The sequence below is a fragment of the Pelomonas sp. SE-A7 genome (genome assembly GCF_030345705.1).
Taxonomy (GTDB): domain Bacteria; phylum Pseudomonadota; class Gammaproteobacteria; order Burkholderiales; family Burkholderiaceae_C; genus JAUASW01.
Map to the genome: position 1 here is coordinate 127,467 of NZ_JAUASW010000002.1, position 15,579 is coordinate 143,045.

18 protein-coding genes are annotated in these 15,579 nt (G+C 69.2%); 8 read left to right on the forward strand and 10 right to left on the reverse strand.

All coding sequences use genetic code 11. The features are described 5' to 3' along the window. Positions 1-4 precede the first annotated feature (4 nt). From QT382_RS14630 to QT382_RS14640, 3 genes are read right to left on the reverse strand one after another with little or no spacing between them, the layout of a single operon-like run. A complete protein-coding gene (locus QT382_RS14630) occupies positions 5-478 on the reverse strand; it encodes an RrF2 family transcriptional regulator (RefSeq protein WP_289254841.1) in 474 nt (157 codons plus the stop codon). Between the two features lie 9 nt (positions 479-487). Beyond that, complete coding sequence (locus QT382_RS14635) at positions 488-1,681, reverse strand: NnrS family protein (RefSeq protein WP_289254842.1); 1,194 nt, start codon at positions 1,679-1,681, stop codon at positions 488-490. A 16-nt stretch (positions 1,682-1,697) separates the two neighbouring features. Continuing rightward, positions 1,698-1,976 carry a DUF2249 domain-containing protein gene (locus QT382_RS14640; RefSeq protein ID WP_289254843.1) on the reverse strand — a complete coding sequence of 93 codons (279 nt, stop codon included), beginning with the start codon at positions 1,974-1,976 and terminating at the stop codon, positions 1,698-1,700. A gap of 128 nt (positions 1,977-2,104) precedes the next feature. On the opposite strand from QT382_RS14640, the gene QT382_RS14645 reads away from it, so the two are divergent. From QT382_RS14645 to QT382_RS14655, 3 genes are read left to right on the forward strand one after another with little or no spacing between them, the layout of a single operon-like run. After that, on the forward strand, positions 2,105-2,497 hold the full coding sequence (locus QT382_RS14645; RefSeq protein WP_289255461.1) for a putative zinc-binding protein: 393 nt from the start codon (positions 2,105-2,107) through the stop codon (positions 2,495-2,497). A 20-nt stretch (positions 2,498-2,517) separates the two neighbouring features. Then, complete coding sequence (gene yihG, locus QT382_RS14650; RefSeq protein WP_289254844.1) at positions 2,518-3,399, forward strand: 1-acylglycerol-3-phosphate O-acyltransferase, YihG family; 882 nt, start codon at positions 2,518-2,520, stop codon at positions 3,397-3,399. 34 nt (positions 3,400-3,433) lie between these two features. Beyond that, positions 3,434-4,555 (forward strand): HPP family protein, encoded by a 1,122-nt coding sequence (locus tag QT382_RS14655; RefSeq protein WP_289254845.1) that lies wholly within the window; start codon positions 3,434-3,436, stop codon positions 4,553-4,555. On the opposite strand, the gene QT382_RS14660 is transcribed toward QT382_RS14655, so the two are convergent. The 4 genes from QT382_RS14660 to QT382_RS14675 are packed head-to-tail and all read right to left on the reverse strand — an operon-like array spanning position 4,500 to position 8,476. Beyond that, positions 4,500-4,904 carry a SirB2 family protein gene (locus QT382_RS14660; RefSeq protein WP_289254846.1) on the reverse strand — a complete coding sequence of 135 codons (405 nt, stop codon included), beginning with the start codon at positions 4,902-4,904 and terminating at the stop codon, positions 4,500-4,502. The two genes, QT382_RS14655 and QT382_RS14660, sit on opposite strands and share 56 nt — an antisense overlap. 11 nt (positions 4,905-4,915) lie before the next feature. After that, positions 4,916-5,596 carry a response regulator gene (locus QT382_RS14665; RefSeq protein WP_289254847.1) on the reverse strand — a complete coding sequence of 227 codons (681 nt, stop codon included), beginning with the start codon at positions 5,594-5,596 and terminating at the stop codon, positions 4,916-4,918. Next, a complete protein-coding gene (locus QT382_RS14670; RefSeq protein WP_289254848.1) occupies positions 5,593-7,503 on the reverse strand; it encodes a type IV pili methyl-accepting chemotaxis transducer N-terminal domain-containing protein in 1,911 nt (636 codons plus the stop codon). Before QT382_RS14670 ends, QT382_RS14665 begins: the two co-directional genes overlap by 4 nt. Positions 7,504-7,534: 31 nt before the next feature. Beyond that, positions 7,535-8,476 carry a sugar kinase gene (locus tag QT382_RS14675; RefSeq protein ID WP_289254849.1) on the reverse strand — a complete coding sequence of 314 codons (942 nt, stop codon included), beginning with the start codon at positions 8,474-8,476 and terminating at the stop codon, positions 7,535-7,537. An 89-nt stretch (positions 8,477-8,565) separates the two neighbouring features. Here QT382_RS14675 and QT382_RS14680 point away from each other — a divergent pair, with 89 nt between their 5' ends. The 3 genes from QT382_RS14680 to QT382_RS14690 are packed head-to-tail and all read left to right on the forward strand — an operon-like array spanning position 8,566 to position 10,741. Beyond that, entirely contained in the window at positions 8,566-9,732 is a 1,167-nt protein-coding gene (locus QT382_RS14680; protein WP_289254850.1) for a GGDEF domain-containing protein, read from the forward strand. A 1-nt stretch (position 9,733) separates the two neighbouring features. After that, positions 9,734-10,402, forward strand: a complete 669-nt coding sequence (locus QT382_RS14685; protein WP_289254851.1) for a trimeric intracellular cation channel family protein — start codon at positions 9,734-9,736, stop codon at positions 10,400-10,402. Beyond that, positions 10,403-10,741: a VanZ family protein gene (locus QT382_RS14690; RefSeq protein ID WP_289254852.1), complete on the forward strand. Its 339-nt coding sequence runs from the start codon at positions 10,403-10,405 to the stop codon at positions 10,739-10,741. Here the strand turns inward: QT382_RS14690 and QT382_RS14695 are convergent. The 3 genes from QT382_RS14695 to QT382_RS14705 are packed head-to-tail and all read right to left on the reverse strand — an operon-like array spanning position 10,728 to position 13,533. After that, the gene (locus QT382_RS14695) at positions 10,728-12,047 is read right to left on the reverse strand and encodes a TRAP transporter large permease (protein ID WP_289254853.1); all 1,320 of its coding nucleotides are present in this window, start codon (positions 12,045-12,047) and stop codon (positions 10,728-10,730) included. The genes QT382_RS14690 and QT382_RS14695 overlap by 14 nt on opposite strands. Next, positions 12,044-12,511: a TRAP transporter small permease gene (locus QT382_RS14700; RefSeq protein WP_289254854.1), complete on the reverse strand. Its 468-nt coding sequence runs from the start codon at positions 12,509-12,511 to the stop codon at positions 12,044-12,046. Before QT382_RS14700 ends, QT382_RS14695 begins: the two co-directional genes overlap by 4 nt. Beyond that, positions 12,508-13,533, reverse strand: a complete 1,026-nt coding sequence (locus QT382_RS14705) for a TRAP transporter substrate-binding protein (RefSeq protein WP_289255462.1) — start codon at positions 13,531-13,533, stop codon at positions 12,508-12,510. The genes QT382_RS14700 and QT382_RS14705 overlap by 4 nt, the downstream gene beginning before the upstream one ends. A 186-nt stretch (positions 13,534-13,719) precedes the next feature. On the opposite strand from QT382_RS14705, the gene QT382_RS14710 reads away from it, so the two are divergent. Continuing rightward, a complete protein-coding gene (locus QT382_RS14710) occupies positions 13,720-14,601 on the forward strand; it encodes a hypothetical protein (RefSeq protein WP_289254855.1) in 882 nt (293 codons plus the stop codon). Between the two features lie 147 nt (positions 14,602-14,748). Next, entirely contained in the window at positions 14,749-15,579 is an 831-nt protein-coding gene (locus tag QT382_RS14715) for a hypothetical protein (RefSeq protein WP_289254856.1), read from the forward strand.

Here is a 15,579-nt window from a genome sequence, read left to right on the forward strand (position 1 = left end):
GCGATCAGGCGCGGGCGCCGCGCGCAGTCCGCGCCACAGGCAAGCGGGCGAGCGGCTGCCAGTCACTGGCCGGGTCCGCCGGCTGGCTCAGCAGATCGGCCAGCGTGTGGCCATCGAGCCGGGCCAGAAAATCGTTCAGCGCCTCGGCCAGGATGCCGGTCAGCCGGCAGTAGCCGGTCAGCTTGCATTGATTGCCTTCGCCCAGGCATTCGACCAGGGCGAAGTCGGGCTCCACGGCTCGCACCAGGGCGCCCAGACCGATCTCCTGCGGCGCCAGCGCCAGGCGCATGCCGCCGCCCTTGCCGCGCACCGTGGTGATCCAGCCGCCCAGGCCGAGCTGGTGGGTGATCTTGGTCAGGTGGGCTTCCGAGATGTCATAGGCCGCGGCGATCTCGGCCGTGGTGCACAGACGCTCGCGGTTCATGCCGAGATAGATCAGCAGGCGCAGCGAGTAGTCGCTCATGGTGGTCAGACGCATGGCGGCATCCTAGCCGGGCAGGCCGTCGGCCCGGGGGCGCATCAGCATCGGCGTGTAACGCCACAGATAGAGCCCGAAGGCAAACATCCACAGCATGGTGGCGACCTGCACGCCGAACATCAGGGCCGCCGGCCACAGCAAGGGCACGAAGACCCGCACCAGGGCCGCCACCAGCAGGCTTGCATAGGCCAGCAGCTCGACCGGACCGGCCTGCAAGGCGCGGCCGGTGTGGCCCAGCGCCGTGCGGGTGATCATGCCCAGGGTCATCATGCCCATCAGGCCCAGGGTCAGGGCATGGGTGGCCGGGCCGTTGGCCCACCAGCCCAGCTCGGCGCCGCAGCGCAGCAGCAGATGGACCGGCAGCCAGGCGTAGGCCAGTTGCAGCACCCAGACCAGCGGTTTGCTCAGCACCCGCCAGGGCTGCCACAGCAGCAGGCGCAGTGCATGGACGGCAGCGGCCAGCACCAGCAGTGCCAACAGCGGCCAGCCGTCGATGCCCAGTGCGTCAAATGCCAGCAGTGCCAGCACCGTGCCCAGCGCGCCGCGCTCGACCCAGGCCTTGCGCTGGGCATTGAGCCCCGGCACGCCGTTGTTCGAGAACATGGGCAGGATGCGGCCGGCCATCACGGCGATCATGAACAGCACGATGTCCAGCGCCACCGGCAGTCCCAGCCCCGGCGGCAGCTCGACACGCTGCATCAGGTTCAGGTGCAGCACGCCGGCTGCGCCGCCCATCGCCACGAGCAGGCCCACGAAAAAGTAGTTGCGGCGATTGCTGCCGCGCCTCAGGGCCCGCCACAGGCCCCAGGCCGCAAGCCAGGGCACGGCCACATTGGCAATCAGCGCCGCCCAGGTCCAGGGCGTCAGCACCAGCACGCGCGCCAGCAGCCACAGCGCCGCCAGCAGCATCAGCGGCCGCCCGGTGGGCGTGGCCTGGCCCGACCAGTTGCGGCCGGCCGTGAACAGGAAGCCGATGATGACGGCCAGCAGGTAGCCGAACACCATCTCATGCGCATGCCAGGCCGAGCCGCGCAGCAGGGGCGCCTGCACGAGGCCCGAGAACTGCAAGGCCCACAGCGGCACGCTGAACAGCGCAAAGCCCGCGGCCAGCAGGTAGAACGGACGGAAGCCCAGTTCCCACAGTGCCCAGTCCGCCTGGACCTGCGGACGGGGCTCCTGCAACTGCAGATAGACCGAACTCATGGCCATGTCCTCGCCGTCAGCCGCCGCAGCAGCCGCAGCAACTGCGGGCCTCGGCCTTGCGTGCGATGCGCACCCGCCAGACCGAGGGGCCCTGCTCCAGGTACTGCCAGTCGAAGCCGTCCGGCCATTGGGCCTGGAACTGCTGGCGCAGCGGCTGCGGATCGTGGTCGTTGACCAGCTCGAAGCTGTCGCCCGCGAGCAGCTGGGCGAAGTGGCTGAAGATCATCGGATGCCGCTCATAGGGCGGGATGCGGCGCAGGTCCAGGACCACGGTGTCGGCCAGCGGTGCGTTCATGGCGATTCCTTGAAGTTGACTCTTGAATGCATGAATTCTGCGGGCATCGGATTCTTAAATCAACATCTTCAATACATCTTTTGATCGAACGCAAGCCGGGTGCCCATATCGGCCGCGAGCATGACGCCATGACGCCTAGCCTGCCCCTGATCTACAGCTGCTCGGGTTGCTCCGATGCCGCCCAGCTGGCCAACCACCTGGCCGTGCGCCTGGACCGCGCCGGCCTGGCCGAGATGTCCTGCATCGCCGGGGTCGGCGGCGGCGTGAAGAGCCTGGTGCGCAAGGCGACCGAAGCCCAGGACCAGGGTCGCCCCATCCTGGCCCTGGACGGCTGCGTGCTGGCCTGCAGCCAGGCCTGCCTGGCCGGTCAGGGCCTGGCGCCGACCCGCCACATCCGGCTGCACGAGATGGGCGTGCGCAAGCACCACCACGCCGATTTCGACGTCGCCCAGGCCGAGGCGCTGTTCCGGCAACTGGCTGACGAGGTGCGGGCCCTGGCCGCCCTGTCCCAGCCGGGTTGATGCCGCTACAGTCCCCGACCATGCCCCTTTCCAGATTCGTGCCGGCGCCGCTGCTGGGCCTGATCAGCGGCCTGCTGCTGGGCCTCAACACGCTCGTGACCTTCACGCTCATGATCGTGCCGGCCCTGCTCAAGCTGGTCCTGCCGTTCACGCGCAAGCCCTGCGATCGCCTGCTCAACGCCCTGGCCTCCAGCTGGGTCGCCCGCAACAGCGTCTGGCTGTCCCTGCTGGAGCGCTCGCCCTGGCAGGTCGAGGGCGCCGAGGGCCTGAATCGTCACGGCTGGTACCTGGTCTCGCCCAACCACCGCAGCTGGGTCGACATCCTGGTGCTGCAGCGGGTCTTCCACGGCCGCATCCCCTTCCTCAAGTTCTTCCTCAAGCAGGAGCTGATCTGGGTGCCGGTGATAGGCCTGGCCTGGTGGGCGCTGGACTTTCCGTTCATGAAGCGGGGCCGCAGCAGCGGTGCCCAGGCCGCCGACCTGGAGACCACGCGCAAGGCCTGCCAGAAGTTCCGCAGCATCCCGACCACGGTGATCAATTTCGTCGAGGGCACCCGCTTCACCCAGGCCAAGCACGCCCGCCAGCAAAGCCCCTACCGCCACCTGCTCAAGCCCAAGGTCGGCGCGCTGGGCATTGCCCTGGCCACCATGGGCGAACAGTTCGAGGCCCTGCTGGACGTGACCCTGGTCTACCCCGATGGCACGCCCAGCTTCTGGGACCTGCTCAGCGGCCGGCTGGGCCGGGTGGAGGTGGTGGTCCAGCGCCGCAGCATCCCGGCCGAGGTGGTCGGCGGCGACCCGGGCCGCGACAAGACCCAGCGCGCCCGCATCGGCACCTGGATAGAAGGCCAATGGGCCGAGAAGGATGCGCTGATCGAACAGCGGCTGCTGCCGCGGGACTAATATCCTCGGCCTTGCAGGCTCAGTCCCCCTCACCTTGCCACTGAAACAATGGCTGGCCGCGCTGCGGCCCGAAGCGCCCAGCATCGACTGGCGCGAACGCATCCGCGTGGTCATGGGCGCGCTGCTGGGCATCGCCCTCACCGCCTGGATCAGCCACCACCGGGCGCCGGCCGTCGGTGCCTGGATGATCGCCACCATGGGCGCCAGCGCCGTGCTGGTGTTCGCTGTTCCGAACAGCCCGCTGGCCCAGCCCTGGTCCGTGCTCGGCGGCAACCTGGTCTCGGCGCTGGCCGGCATGGCTTGCGGCTCGCTGGGCCTGCCGGTGGAAGCGGCGGCCGCGTTGGCGGTGGCCAGTGCGATTGCGGCCATGCTGGCCCTGCGCTGCCTGCATCCGCCCGGCGGCGGCACGGCCTTGCTGATGGTGCTGGCCGGCATCCACGAGCCCTGGTTCGCCCTGCATCCGGTGCTGCTGAATTCGCTGGTGCTGGTACTGGCCGGCATCGCCTACAACCATGCAACCCGGCGGCCCTATCCGCATCTGCCGGCACCGGCCGCGCCCGGGGCCGAGCAGGACCTGGATGCGGTGCTGGCCCGCTACAACCAGGTGCTGGACATAGGCCGCGACGAGTTGCGCGCGCTGATCGAGGACAGCCAGCTGCGCGGCTACCAGCGCCGCCTGGCCGAGCTGCGCTGCGGCGACATCATGTCGCGCGAGCTGATCACGGTCGGCCACGCCACGCCGCTGGACCAGGCCTGGCGGCTGTTCCGCCAGCACCGCATCAAGGCGCTGCCGGTGGTCGATGCCAATGGCGAGATCGCCGGCATCGTCACGCCGGCCGACTTCATGCGGGCGGCCGAGCTTGAACCGGATGCACCTTTCGACGAGCGGCTGCGCCGCTTGCGCGACTGGACGCTGCGCGCAGGCCCGCCCGAGCGGGTCGGCCACATCATGAGCCGCCAGGTGCGGGTGGCCCAGGTGGACCGCCATCTGGCCGAGCTGATTCCCATGTTCGGCAGCACCGGCCACCACCACATTCCCATCGTGGCCCAGGGCCGCCGGCTGGTCGGCATGATCACCCAGTCCGACGTGGTGGCCGCGCTCAGCCGCTCCATGCCGCCAGCAGGCCCAGCGGATGGTGGGCCCGTGCCACCGTGAGCATGAAGCCGAACACCGCCAGGGCCGCGGCATAGGCCAGGCGCCGCCGGCTCGCCGTGCTGCCTCGCTTCAGCGCCACGCTGCCCAGCGCGATGTAGACGAGCAGCAGCAACAGCTTGACGCCCAGCCAGGGCGCATTGCCCAGCGGATTGAGCTGCAGCTGCATCCAAAGCGTCGCGCCGGCCAGCAGCAAGGCGCTGTCGATCAGCACGCTGGCTCGCCGCGCCAGTTCCTGCATCGGCCAGGCCGCACCCGTCAGCACGCCGAGTCCGCGCGCAGCGAAAAGGCTGCCGCTGGTCGCGACCAGGGCCAGGTGGACCAGCTTGATCGTCGGGTAATGCTCGATCATCGCCAGCGGGATCAGCCGGCGCTGGCGGCCGGCGCCAGCCCGCGCTCGCTGCCCCAGACCGCCGCCTGCACCCGCGAGCTCAGACCCAGCTTGCGCAGGATGTGCTGCACATGGATCTTGACCGTGCTCTCCGCGATGCCGAGCTGCCGGGCGATCTCCTTGTTGCTGGCGCCCTGGGTCAGCTCGCGCAGGATCTCGAGCTCGCGCGGCGACAGCGGCGGCTCCTCGTCCACCGGCGCCACCGCCCGGGCCGGGGCCGAGGAGCCGCCGCGCAGGACGTTCAAGAGCTTGTGGCTCATCTCGGCAGCCACCACGGATTCGCCACGCATGGTGCGGATCAGGGCCGCGGCCAGCTCGTCACCCTCGGCGGTCTTGAGCAGGTAGCCCTGGGCGCCGTTGCGCAGCGCCTCGGCCAGGTCCTGCTCGTCCTCGCTGACCGTCAGCATCAGCACACGGACCTCGGGCAGTTCGGCACGCAGGCTGGGCAGCAGGGCCAGGCCGGTGACGCCGGGCATGTGGTTGTCCAGCAGGATCAGGTCGGGACGCAGCTCCCGGGCCCGGCGCAGCGCATCGGCGGCATCGGCCGCCTCGCCCACGACCTCGATGCCGGCCTCCTGGCGCAGGAGCGCGATCAGGCCGCGGCGGAACAGCGTGTGGTCGTCGACCACCAGGACGCGTATCTTGGATGTCATGCAGCCAGCTCCTCTCTCGGGTCGCCCGCCTCGGCGCTCAGCCGGGCCTGGGGCGGCAGCAACAGGCTCACTCGGGTGCCTCCTTCGGGTGGCGTCTCGATGCTCAGGCTGGCACCGATGCGGTCCGCCCGCTCCCGCATGATCTGCAGGCCCACGTGCGTGGTGGCGGCCTCGGCCTCGGACAGCGCAAAGCCGCGGCCGTTGTCCTGCACCTCGAACAGCCAGCGGGGCGAGGACTCGACCCGCAGCCGCACATGGTCGGCCTCGGCATGCTTGCGCACATTGGACAGTGCCTCCTGCACGATGTGCAGCACCTGCACCTGCTGGTCCGGCGGCAGCGGCAGGCCGGCCTCGCCCATGCTCAGCTGGGTCGACAGGCCGCTCTGGCGCTCGAACTTGGCCAGCGTGGTGCGCAGCGCATGCTCGATGTCCTCGTGACCCGGCCGGGTGCGGAAATGCACCAGCAGCTCGCGCACGTTGGCATAGCACTCGCGCACGCCGGTATCGATCTCTTCGAGGCTGGCCTGCACCTCCTGCTCGCTGCCGCGGATCATTGCGCCGCGCAGCAGCTGGACCTGGATCTTCAGGAAGGCCAGCACCTGGGCGATCGAATCATGCAGCTCCTGGGCCAGCAGGTTGCGCTCTTCCGACACCGCCATCTCGCGATCACGCGCCGCCAGCCGGATGTTGTCGACCTGGACCGCGAACTGGCCGACCAGCGCATCCAGCAACTGCCTCTCGTCCTCGCCCAGGCCATGGGCGCCATAGTGGAACAGCTCGACCTCGCCGATCAGCCGCGCGCCGGCGCGCATGGTGATCGAGATCACGGTCTGGTAGCCGGCCGCCTCGCAATGGCCGAGCCGCGGCTGGCCGGCGGCCTGGATGGGAATCACGCGCGGGCCGTCTGCCGGGGCGGTGAAACCGCAGGCGCAATCGCCCTGGCGCAGGCAACGCTCGGCATCGATCATGGCCTGGGGCAGGCAGTGCTGACCCAGCAGCAGCCAGCGCTCGCCCTCCTGGGCGGCAATGCGGACCGCGCTGGCATCGGCCCGGGCGATGCGGGCCAGCTTGACCGCGAAGCTCTGGGCCAGTGATTCCAGGCTGGCGTCGGGCTGGTTGCCCATCTGGGCCACGTCGTACAGCGCCTGCAGGCGTTCGTTCTGGCGGGCCAGGTGGGCGGTCTTGTCCTTGACCTTGCCTTCCAGGCCCTCATAGGCCTGCTGCAGCGCCTGTGCCATCTGGTTGAAGCCCGAGGCCAGGCGACCGAACTCCTCGACCGAGGCGCCTTCATCCACCCGCGCGCCGAACTGGCCGGCGGCCATGCGCTGCAGGCCGTCGCGCAGCCGCTGCAGGGGCTGGATGATCCAGACATAGGTGCCGGAGACGAAGATCACCGAGGCTGCGACGACCAGCACCACCAGACCGAAGCAGAGCCCGCCCAGGACGGCGGTGCGCGCGGCAATGGTGTGCTCGATGGCGCCGACCAGTCCGTCGATGCTCGCCACGAAACCGTCGGCCTGGCGGCGCAGCTCGGACGACGGCGTGGACAGCTCCAGGGCTCCGCGCAGCCGCGGCCATTGCCGCTCGACCTCGGCCAGTCGCTCGCGGCATTCGTCGGTGTCCGGCACGAACAGCGGCCGCTCCGGGTCGCCGCTGCGCAGGCGCTGCACCATCAGGCCGAAGTCGCGCATGTCGCGCTCCAGGGCAGGCCAGTCGCCGGCGCCGTGGGCCAGCGTCATGCGGTAGCTCAGCATGCGCATGCGGCCAGCCTCGTTGATGGCGCCGGCCCCGCCTTCGAGCTGCCAGGAGACCCACAGCGTGAAGGCGATCGAGGCCAGGGCGACGATCAGGAAGCTGGTCTGTATCAGGGCCAGCTTGCCGACCAGGCTGCGGGTGCGGTGGAACATGATGGCTCGCACCTTAGCGAGCCCGCGCCTCTCAGGCCTTGACGGCCATCAACTCCGCCATCGCCTCGCGCGGGATCAACGCGCCGCGATGCTGGATCACGCGGGCCGCCAGCCGGTTGGCAAAGGCAGCGGCCTCGACCGCCGGGGCCCCGGCAAGTCGGCGCGACAGATAACCGGCGGCAAAGGAATCGCCGGCCGCCGTCGTGTCCACCACGCGCTCGACCCGCTCGGTGGCCACCTCGGTCCAGTCCTGGCCCGGCGCGCGCAACAGCGTCGGCTGGGCGCCGCGCTTGATCACCAGTTCGGGCGCCGGCAACTGCTTGGCCAGGGCCACGGCTTCGTCCACCCTGGGCAGGCCCAGCAGGGCCTGGTGGTCGTCGGCCGTCAGCAGGGCCAGGGTGGCCAGTTCGAAGGCGCGGGCAAAGCATTCGCGCGCCACCGCGATGTCCGGCCAGAGCCGCGGCCGGTAGTTGTTGTCGAACACGACCTGGGCACCGCGCTGGCGCAGCCGCTGCATCAGCGCGAACACCCGCTCGCGACCGGCCGGCGGCAGGATGGCCAGGCTGATGCCGCTGAGGTACAGGCAATCCCATTCGGCCTCGCGCTCTTCCAGCGGCGTGGCCGCGGTCTCGAAATAGGCCTTGGCCGCGCTGGTGTCGCGCCAGTAGCTGAAGCTGCGCTCGCCGCGCTCGTCCACCTCGATTAGGTAGAGCCCCGGCATGCGGCCGGCGATGCGGCGCACCAGGCTGCAGTCCAGGTTCTCGGTCTGCCAGCGCTGGATCAGGCCGGTGGACAGGCTGTCCTCGCCCAGGCCGGTGGCATAGCAGACCTCCAGGCCGCTGCCGCAGCGCGACAGGTAGACGGCGGTGTTCAGGGTGTCGCCGCCGAAGGTCTGGTTCATGGCGCCGAAGGCCTGGCCCTGCAGCTCCAGCATGCATTCGCCCAGCAAGGCCACTTTCTTCGTCGCGCTCATCGCAAGTCCATTTTTTGAAACAACGTTTCAATGATGCCATAGGCCAGATTCCGGCCCACCCGGGCACACCCTGACCCGACAATGCCGCCATGCCCGGAGTCCTGCATGTCGACACCCTGCTGACGGTCTACCTGATGGTGGCCGTGCTGATGCTGGGTGTTCTGGTTGGCGGCGCCTGGCAGGCGCGCGGGCGCTACGGCCTGTGGTTCTGGACCGGCGCCTTCGCCGCCGTGGTGCTGGCCCAGTCGGCCCGCGACTGGGCGGTGCTGGAGGGCGGCCCTGCCCCGCTGCTGACCCTGGGCCACATAGGCGGTGTGGTGTCGGCCGGCCTGGTCGCGCTGGGCGTGCGCGCCTTCCTCGGCCTGCGGCTGCACTGGCTGGCCCTGCTGCTGGCCATGCTGGTGATGGCCTTGCTGTCCATCGTCGTTGTCAGCCTGGGGCAGCCGCTGGGAGTCTCGCTGAGCCTGTCGCTGTTCGGCGCCGGGCTGCTGCGCGCCGTGGCCCTGTGGCCGCTGGTCCGGGCCCTGCGCCAGGAGTTCAGCTTTCCGCTGTCGCTGATGGCCACCGACCAGGCCTTGTCCATGCTCGCCCACTGGCTGCGCGGCTGGATGGTGATGCCCGGTCCGGCCACGCCGGCCGCCCAGACCGAGCAGGCCAATGCGCTGTGGCTGCTGGCCTTCATCGCCCTGCTGCTGACCCAGGGCTTTGCCCTGCTGCTGCTGGTCAATCAGCGGCTGACCCACAAGATCCTGGCCCTGGTCGAGATCGACCCGCTGACCGGCCTCCTGAACCGCCGCGGCCTGGACGACCGTATGCTGCGCCTGCACCAGCGCGCCGCCACCTCGCAGCGGCCGCTGCAGCTGGCCGCCGCCATGCTGGACCTGGACCATTTCAAGCTGATCAACGACCGCCATGGCCATGCGGTCGGCGACCAGGTGCTGGTCGAGCTGGGCCATCGCCTGCAGCAGCAGGTGCGGGCCAGCGACCTGGCGGTGCGCCTGGGCGGCGAGGAGTTCGTCGTGCTCTGGTTCGACGTGGGCGCCGATTCCGCCACCAGCATGGCCGAGCGGCTGCGCCAGTCTGTCGAGCAGGTCGCCTTCGCCACCGATGCCGGCCCGCTGCATGTGGGCGTCAGCATTGGCGTGGCCAGCCAGGGCGCGGCCGGCGAGCCGCTGGAGGCCCTGCTGAAACGCGCCGATGCGGCGCTCTACGAGGCCAAGCGCATGGGCCGCCACCGAGTCGTCAACGCCGGATGAAATGAGCACGATCAAGACCACCGCCCTCTTCACCCTGTCCAACGCCCAGATCGCCATCGAGGCCGTGGCGACCATCGCCTTTGCGCTGTCCGGCCTGCTGGAGGCCGCGCGCAAGCGGCTGGATGCCGTGGGAATCTGCGTGGTGGCAGGTCTTGCCGCCTTCGGTGGCGGCACCTTGCGCGACGTGCTGCTGGACCGGCGGCCCTTCTTCTGGGTCGAGCATGCGGTCTGGCTGTGGCTGCTGCTGGGCCTGTGCGTCGCCGCCATGCTGTTCCTGCGGGCCCGACATTTCGCGGTCACCGAACGCGCCATGCAGTGGCCCGACGCCCTGGGCCTGGGCCTGTTCACCGCCGGCGGCACGCAGATCGCGCTGAATCTGCAGCAGCCGGCCATAGTCGCTGTGCTGATGGGCATGGTCACGGCCGTGTTCGGCGGCGTGCTGCGCGACATCGTCTGCAACGAGATTCCCAGCGCCTTCCGCGACCACCGGCCCTATGCGATCTGCTCCTTCGCCGGCGCCTGGGTGCTGGTCGCCACCACCCAGCTGGGGCTTTCGCAGGAGCTCGGCCTGCTGCTCGCCGCCGGCACGGCCACGCTGCTGCGCGCCGCGGCCCTGTGGACCGGCTACACCTTGCCGAGCTGGCAGAGCGGCCACGAGGAGCCGCGCTGAATGCGCCGCGCCTGGCAGGCCCTGTTCGTCGCGCTCGTTCTCATCGTCGCCTGGCTGGCGCTGACGCCGGTGCCGCCGCGCGAGCTGAGTACCGGATGGGACAAGGCCAACCACTTGCTCGCCTTCGGCAGCCTGATGCTCGTAGGCCGGCTGGCCTGGCCGAGGCGCTGGTGGCCGATGGCGCTAGGACTGGTGGCCTATGGCGGTGCGATCGAGCTGCTGCAGCTGCTGGTGCCGGGCCGCGAGTCGGAATGGGCCGACCTGCTGGCCGACAGCCTGGGCATCGCCCTGGGCGAGCTGCTGTCGCCGCTCGCCTTGCGCCTGTTCAAAGCCACTTGAGCACGTAGAGGCTCAGCGCCGGGAAGAACAGCAGCGCAACGATGCGCAGGAAGTCCGAGACCAGGAAGGGCATCACGCCCTTGTAGGTCTCGTTCATGGGCACGTCGCGCGCCATGCCGTTGACCACATAGACATTGAGCCCCACTGGCGGCGCCAGCATGCCAACACCGACGGTCATCAAGACCAGCACGCCGAACCAGATCGCCTTGGGCTCGGCCGCCAGGCCCCAGAGGTCCAGTTGCATGATGGTGGGGAACAGCACGGGGATGGTCAGCAGCATCATCGAGAGCTCGTCCATCACGCAGCCCAGCAGCACATAGAAGGCCAGGATCAGGGCCACGATGGTCAGCGGCGCGACCTGCAGATGGCCCACCCACTCGGCCAGCCGGGCCGGCATCTGGGTCAGTGCCAGGGCCGAGTTCATCATGTCGGCGCCCAGGAAGATCATGAACACCATGGCCGAGGTCTCGGCCGTGCCCAGGAAGCTGCGCTTGAGGCCCTCCCAGCGCAACTCGCCGCTCAAGGCGCCGCTGGCGAAAGTGCAGATGGCGCCGACCGCCGCGCCTTCGGTCGGCGAGAACAGGCCGCCATAGATGCCGCCGAACACCAGCACGAAGATCGCCACCAGCGGCCACACGCCCCACAGAGCCTTCCAGCGCGCCGGCCAGGCCTGGCGCTCGCTCGGTTGCGCCAGCTCGGGCCGCAGCCGGCAGTAGATTGCGATCACGGCCAGGTAGCCGGCGGTGGCGATCAGGCCGGGCACGAAGGCGGCGGCGAACAGCTTGGCGATGTTCTGCTCGGTCAGGATGGCGTAGACCACCAAGGGCACCGAGGGCGGGATCAGGATGCCCAGCGTGCCGCCGGTGGCCAGCACCGCGGTGGAAAGCCGGCCGTGGTAGCCGCCCTTCTTCATCTCGCCGTAGGCCACTTGCGTGATGGTGGCGCAGGTGGCGACCGAGGAACCGCAGACCGCGCCGAAGGCGGCCGAGGCCAGGATGGCCGCCATCGCCAGGCCACCGCGCCGGTGGCCGACGAAGGCCGCCGCGGCGCGGAACAGCGCCCGGCTCAGGCCGCCCTGGGTGGCGAACTGGCCCATCAGCAGGAACAGCGGAATCACCGACAGGTCGTAGACCGAAAGCCGCGCCACGGCCGAGCCCTTGAGCAGGTTCAAGAGGGCCAGATCGCTGGTCATCAGCCAGTAGCCGGCCGCGCCCGGAATGAACATGGCCGCGGCGATGGGCACGCGCAGCGCCATCAGCGCCAGCATGGCCACGAAGATCCAGAGTCCCACGCTGCCGCCGCTCATCGAGCCTCCATACGGCCGGCCGCCTGGACCAATGCGATCACGGCCGTCAGTGCCAGGCCCGGCGACAGCGTCGCATAGCTGAGCCACATCGGCAGAGCCAGGATCATCGTGATCTCGCCGGCCTCGCGCACCGCTTGCGCACCGACCGCCGAACGCCAGGCCAGCAGGCCGACCATCACCGCCAGCAGCAGCGAGCCGACGGCATCGAGCACGCGGTTCACCCGAGGCGGCGCCTTCTGGGTGAAGAAGTCCACGATGATGTTGGCCCGCTGCAGCTGGCACCAGGGCAGGCATAGCGCGATGCACAGCGCGATGCCGAACTGGCTCAGCTCCACGTCACCAGGAATCGGCCGCGACCACAGCGCCCGGCCGACGATGCTCAGCACGGTCAGCAAGGCCACGGCGCAGCCGGCCAGGCAACCGGCCAGCGCGCTCCACAGCGCCAGGCGCCGCAGCCAGATCACTTCTTGTACTTGGCCAGCAGGGCCTGGGCGTCCTGCAGCATCTGCTTGCCGGGCAGGCCGCGCTTGTCCATGTCAGCCACCCAGTCGTCATACAGCGGATGGCTGGCCTTGATCCACTGGTCCACCTCGGCCGCCGGCACGGTGTAGAACACGTTGCCGCGGTCCATGGCCGGCTTGCGGCCCACGGCCTGGCTCTCGTCCCAGATGCGGCCCGCATGCTGCGACAGCTGGGCGCCGGAGTTGCGGTCTATCACGGCCTTCAGCTCGGGGCTCAGGCTGTCGTATTTCGCCTGGTTCATGGCCAGGATGAAGACCGCGCTGTACAGCGCCGGCCGCGAGGGATCGGTCTCGGTGTGGTACTTGACCATCTCGTGCAGCTTGACCGAAGGGATGACCTCCCAGGGCAGGGCGAAACCGTCGATGGTGCCCTTGCTGACCGCATCGGCCACGCCCGGCAGCGGCATGCTCACCGGCGTCGCGCCCAGCGAGGCCAGCAGCTTGTTGGTCTGGCGGGTCGGCGCACGCAGCTTCATGCCCTTGAGGTCGGCCATGCTCTTGATCTGCTTCTCGCGGCTGTGCAGATAGCCCTCGTCATGGGTGCTGAACATCAGCGGCTTGAGGCCGGTGAATTCCTTGCTGGCGTACTTGCCGTAGTAGTCCCAGGCCGCGCGCGCCGCCGCCTCGGCCGAGTTGGTCATGAAGGGCAGCTCGAACACCTCCATGATGGGGAAGCGGCCGGCCGTGTAGCCCGGCAACGTGAAAACGATGTCGACCACGCCGTCCTTGGCCTGGTCGATCAGCTGAGGGGGCGAACCGCCCAGCTGCATGGCCGGGAAGATCTGGCACTTGAGCTTGTTGGCCGAGTCGGCGGCGATCTTGTCGCACCAGGGCTGCAGGATCCTGGTCGGCGGCATGGCGCCCGGCGGCCAGAAATGGTGGACCTTGAGCGTCACCTCCTGGGCCAGGCCCAGCGAGCTGGCGATACCCAGGACCAGGCCGAACAGCGATTGCTTGGCAGTCATCAGTCTCATGCTCAGTCTCCTTCTAGCTTGCAGGCCACCCGAGCAAGGATGGTAGGTGCGGACCCGCAGCCCGGCACTGGCGTTTGCCCTTGCGCAGCTCGCCCATGGCCTTGGTCATCCCCGGAAACCCGCTGCTATGCTGCGCCGCGACAAGAGCCCGCCAGAGCCCCTACTAGGAGACGCTCCATGAAGTCCGCGATCCTGAGTCCGCTGTTCGCCGCCATCATCCTGCTGCAGCCGCTGGCGGCCCTGGCGCAGACTCCCAAGCCCGCCGTGATCGCCCTGGTCGCCGCCGTCGGCGACAAGCTCAGCTATGTGCGCCAGCGCGAAGGCACGGGCGGTCACATCGAACCCTTCCGGCGCCAGTCCGTCCCCATCAACAGCCAGGCCCTGAACTTCGCCGTGCTGCGCGGCCTGGACAAGGCGCTGGAACTCGAAGAGCCGGGCTCGCAGCGCATCATGCTGCGCTGGAGCACGCCGCCCGAAACCGCCGCCGCCATCGACAAGAGCTACGGCGGCAAGCGCGATGAGCTGCTGCTGGATGCCCTGCGCGAACATCTGCGCGCCATGCCCCAGCGGCAGGACTGGGACCGCATCGAGGCCGTGCTGCCGCGCTACTCGCATCTGGAGCGCCAGGGCATGGCCGGCAAGCTCGGCGGCATGGGCATCTACGTCCAGCCCCTGCAGTCCGGCACGGTCGAGTTCGACGAGAACGGCGACGTGTCTTCAAGCACGGTCAACGACGGCCAGCTCAAGACGGTGAATCCCAAGACCGGCGAGACCGGCAAGGAGTCGACCTTCGTCGCGCCCTATTTCTACTTCGACCGCATCACGCTGGACGCCAAGACCCTGGCCGTGCTCTCGCGCAAGCCGCAGTACGACGACGTCAAGTACAGCGACCCCTATTCCGACGCGATCGACGTGGCCAAGCAGCTGCCGGTCAAGGACATGTTCGAGCGGCTGCTCAACCTGGCCGAGCGCTCGGCCTTCCAGTCGGTGCGCGGCAAGAGCGAGGTCGAGGTGGGGCCGGCCCGTGCAATCACGCCGCCCGCCTCGGCGCCCCGTTAGTTTTCTAAGAGAATCCGCACCGGCCGGATCCTTGTTCCAGGAAGAGCCGGAACTTTTTTTGGTCAGAACACAAAACAACAGCATCAGGAGGAACCCATGCAGCTTCGCCGTCGTCTTTCGCTTGTCGCACTAGCAGCCCTGCTGCCCATGACTTCCGTCTGGGCCCAACGGGTCCAGGCCGAGGCACCGACCACCGTGGCCCTGATCGCCGCGGTCGGCGACCAGATCAGCTTCGTCCGCCAGCGCCCCAGCACCGGCAGCCACACCGACCCGTTCAAGCGCCAGACGGTGCAGACCCAGGGCCAGCAGCTGAACTACGCCGTGCTGCGCGGCCTGGATCGCGCGCTGGAGCTGGAAGAGCCCAAGACCCAGCGCGTGCTGCTGAGCTGGAACCCGCCGGCGGAATTCGCCGAGGTCCTGGACAAGGCCAATACCCGGGACCGCAACGAGCTGCTGCTGGACGAGCTGCGCAAGTACCTGATGGCCGCGCCCGAACGCAAGCAATGGGACCGCATCGAAGCCATCGTCCCCCACTACTCCTGGCGCGGCACCAAGGGCATGGCCGGCAAGCTCAGCGGCATCGGCATCTATGTGCAGCCGCTGGCCGCCACCTCGTTCGACATCGACTCGGAAGGCACGGTCAACGAGGTCAGCGAGCGCAACGGCGACTACAAGACGGTCAACCCGAAGACCGGTGAGGCCGGCAAGTACTCGACCTACGTCGCGCCCTATTTCTTCTTCGATCGCGTGACGCTGGACGCGCAGACGCTCAAGGTGCTGTCGCGCAAGCCGCAGCTGGACAGCGTCAAGTACCACGATCCGGACGCCGCCTCGCTGGACGTGGGCCAGCAGATGTCCATGGCCGACATGATGGGCAAGCTGCTCGACATCGCCGAGAAGTCGGCCTACCGCTCGGTGCGCGGCTCGGTCGAGGTCTCGGCGCCCAAGGCGATCGATACGCCGGCCAAGGCCAAGTAA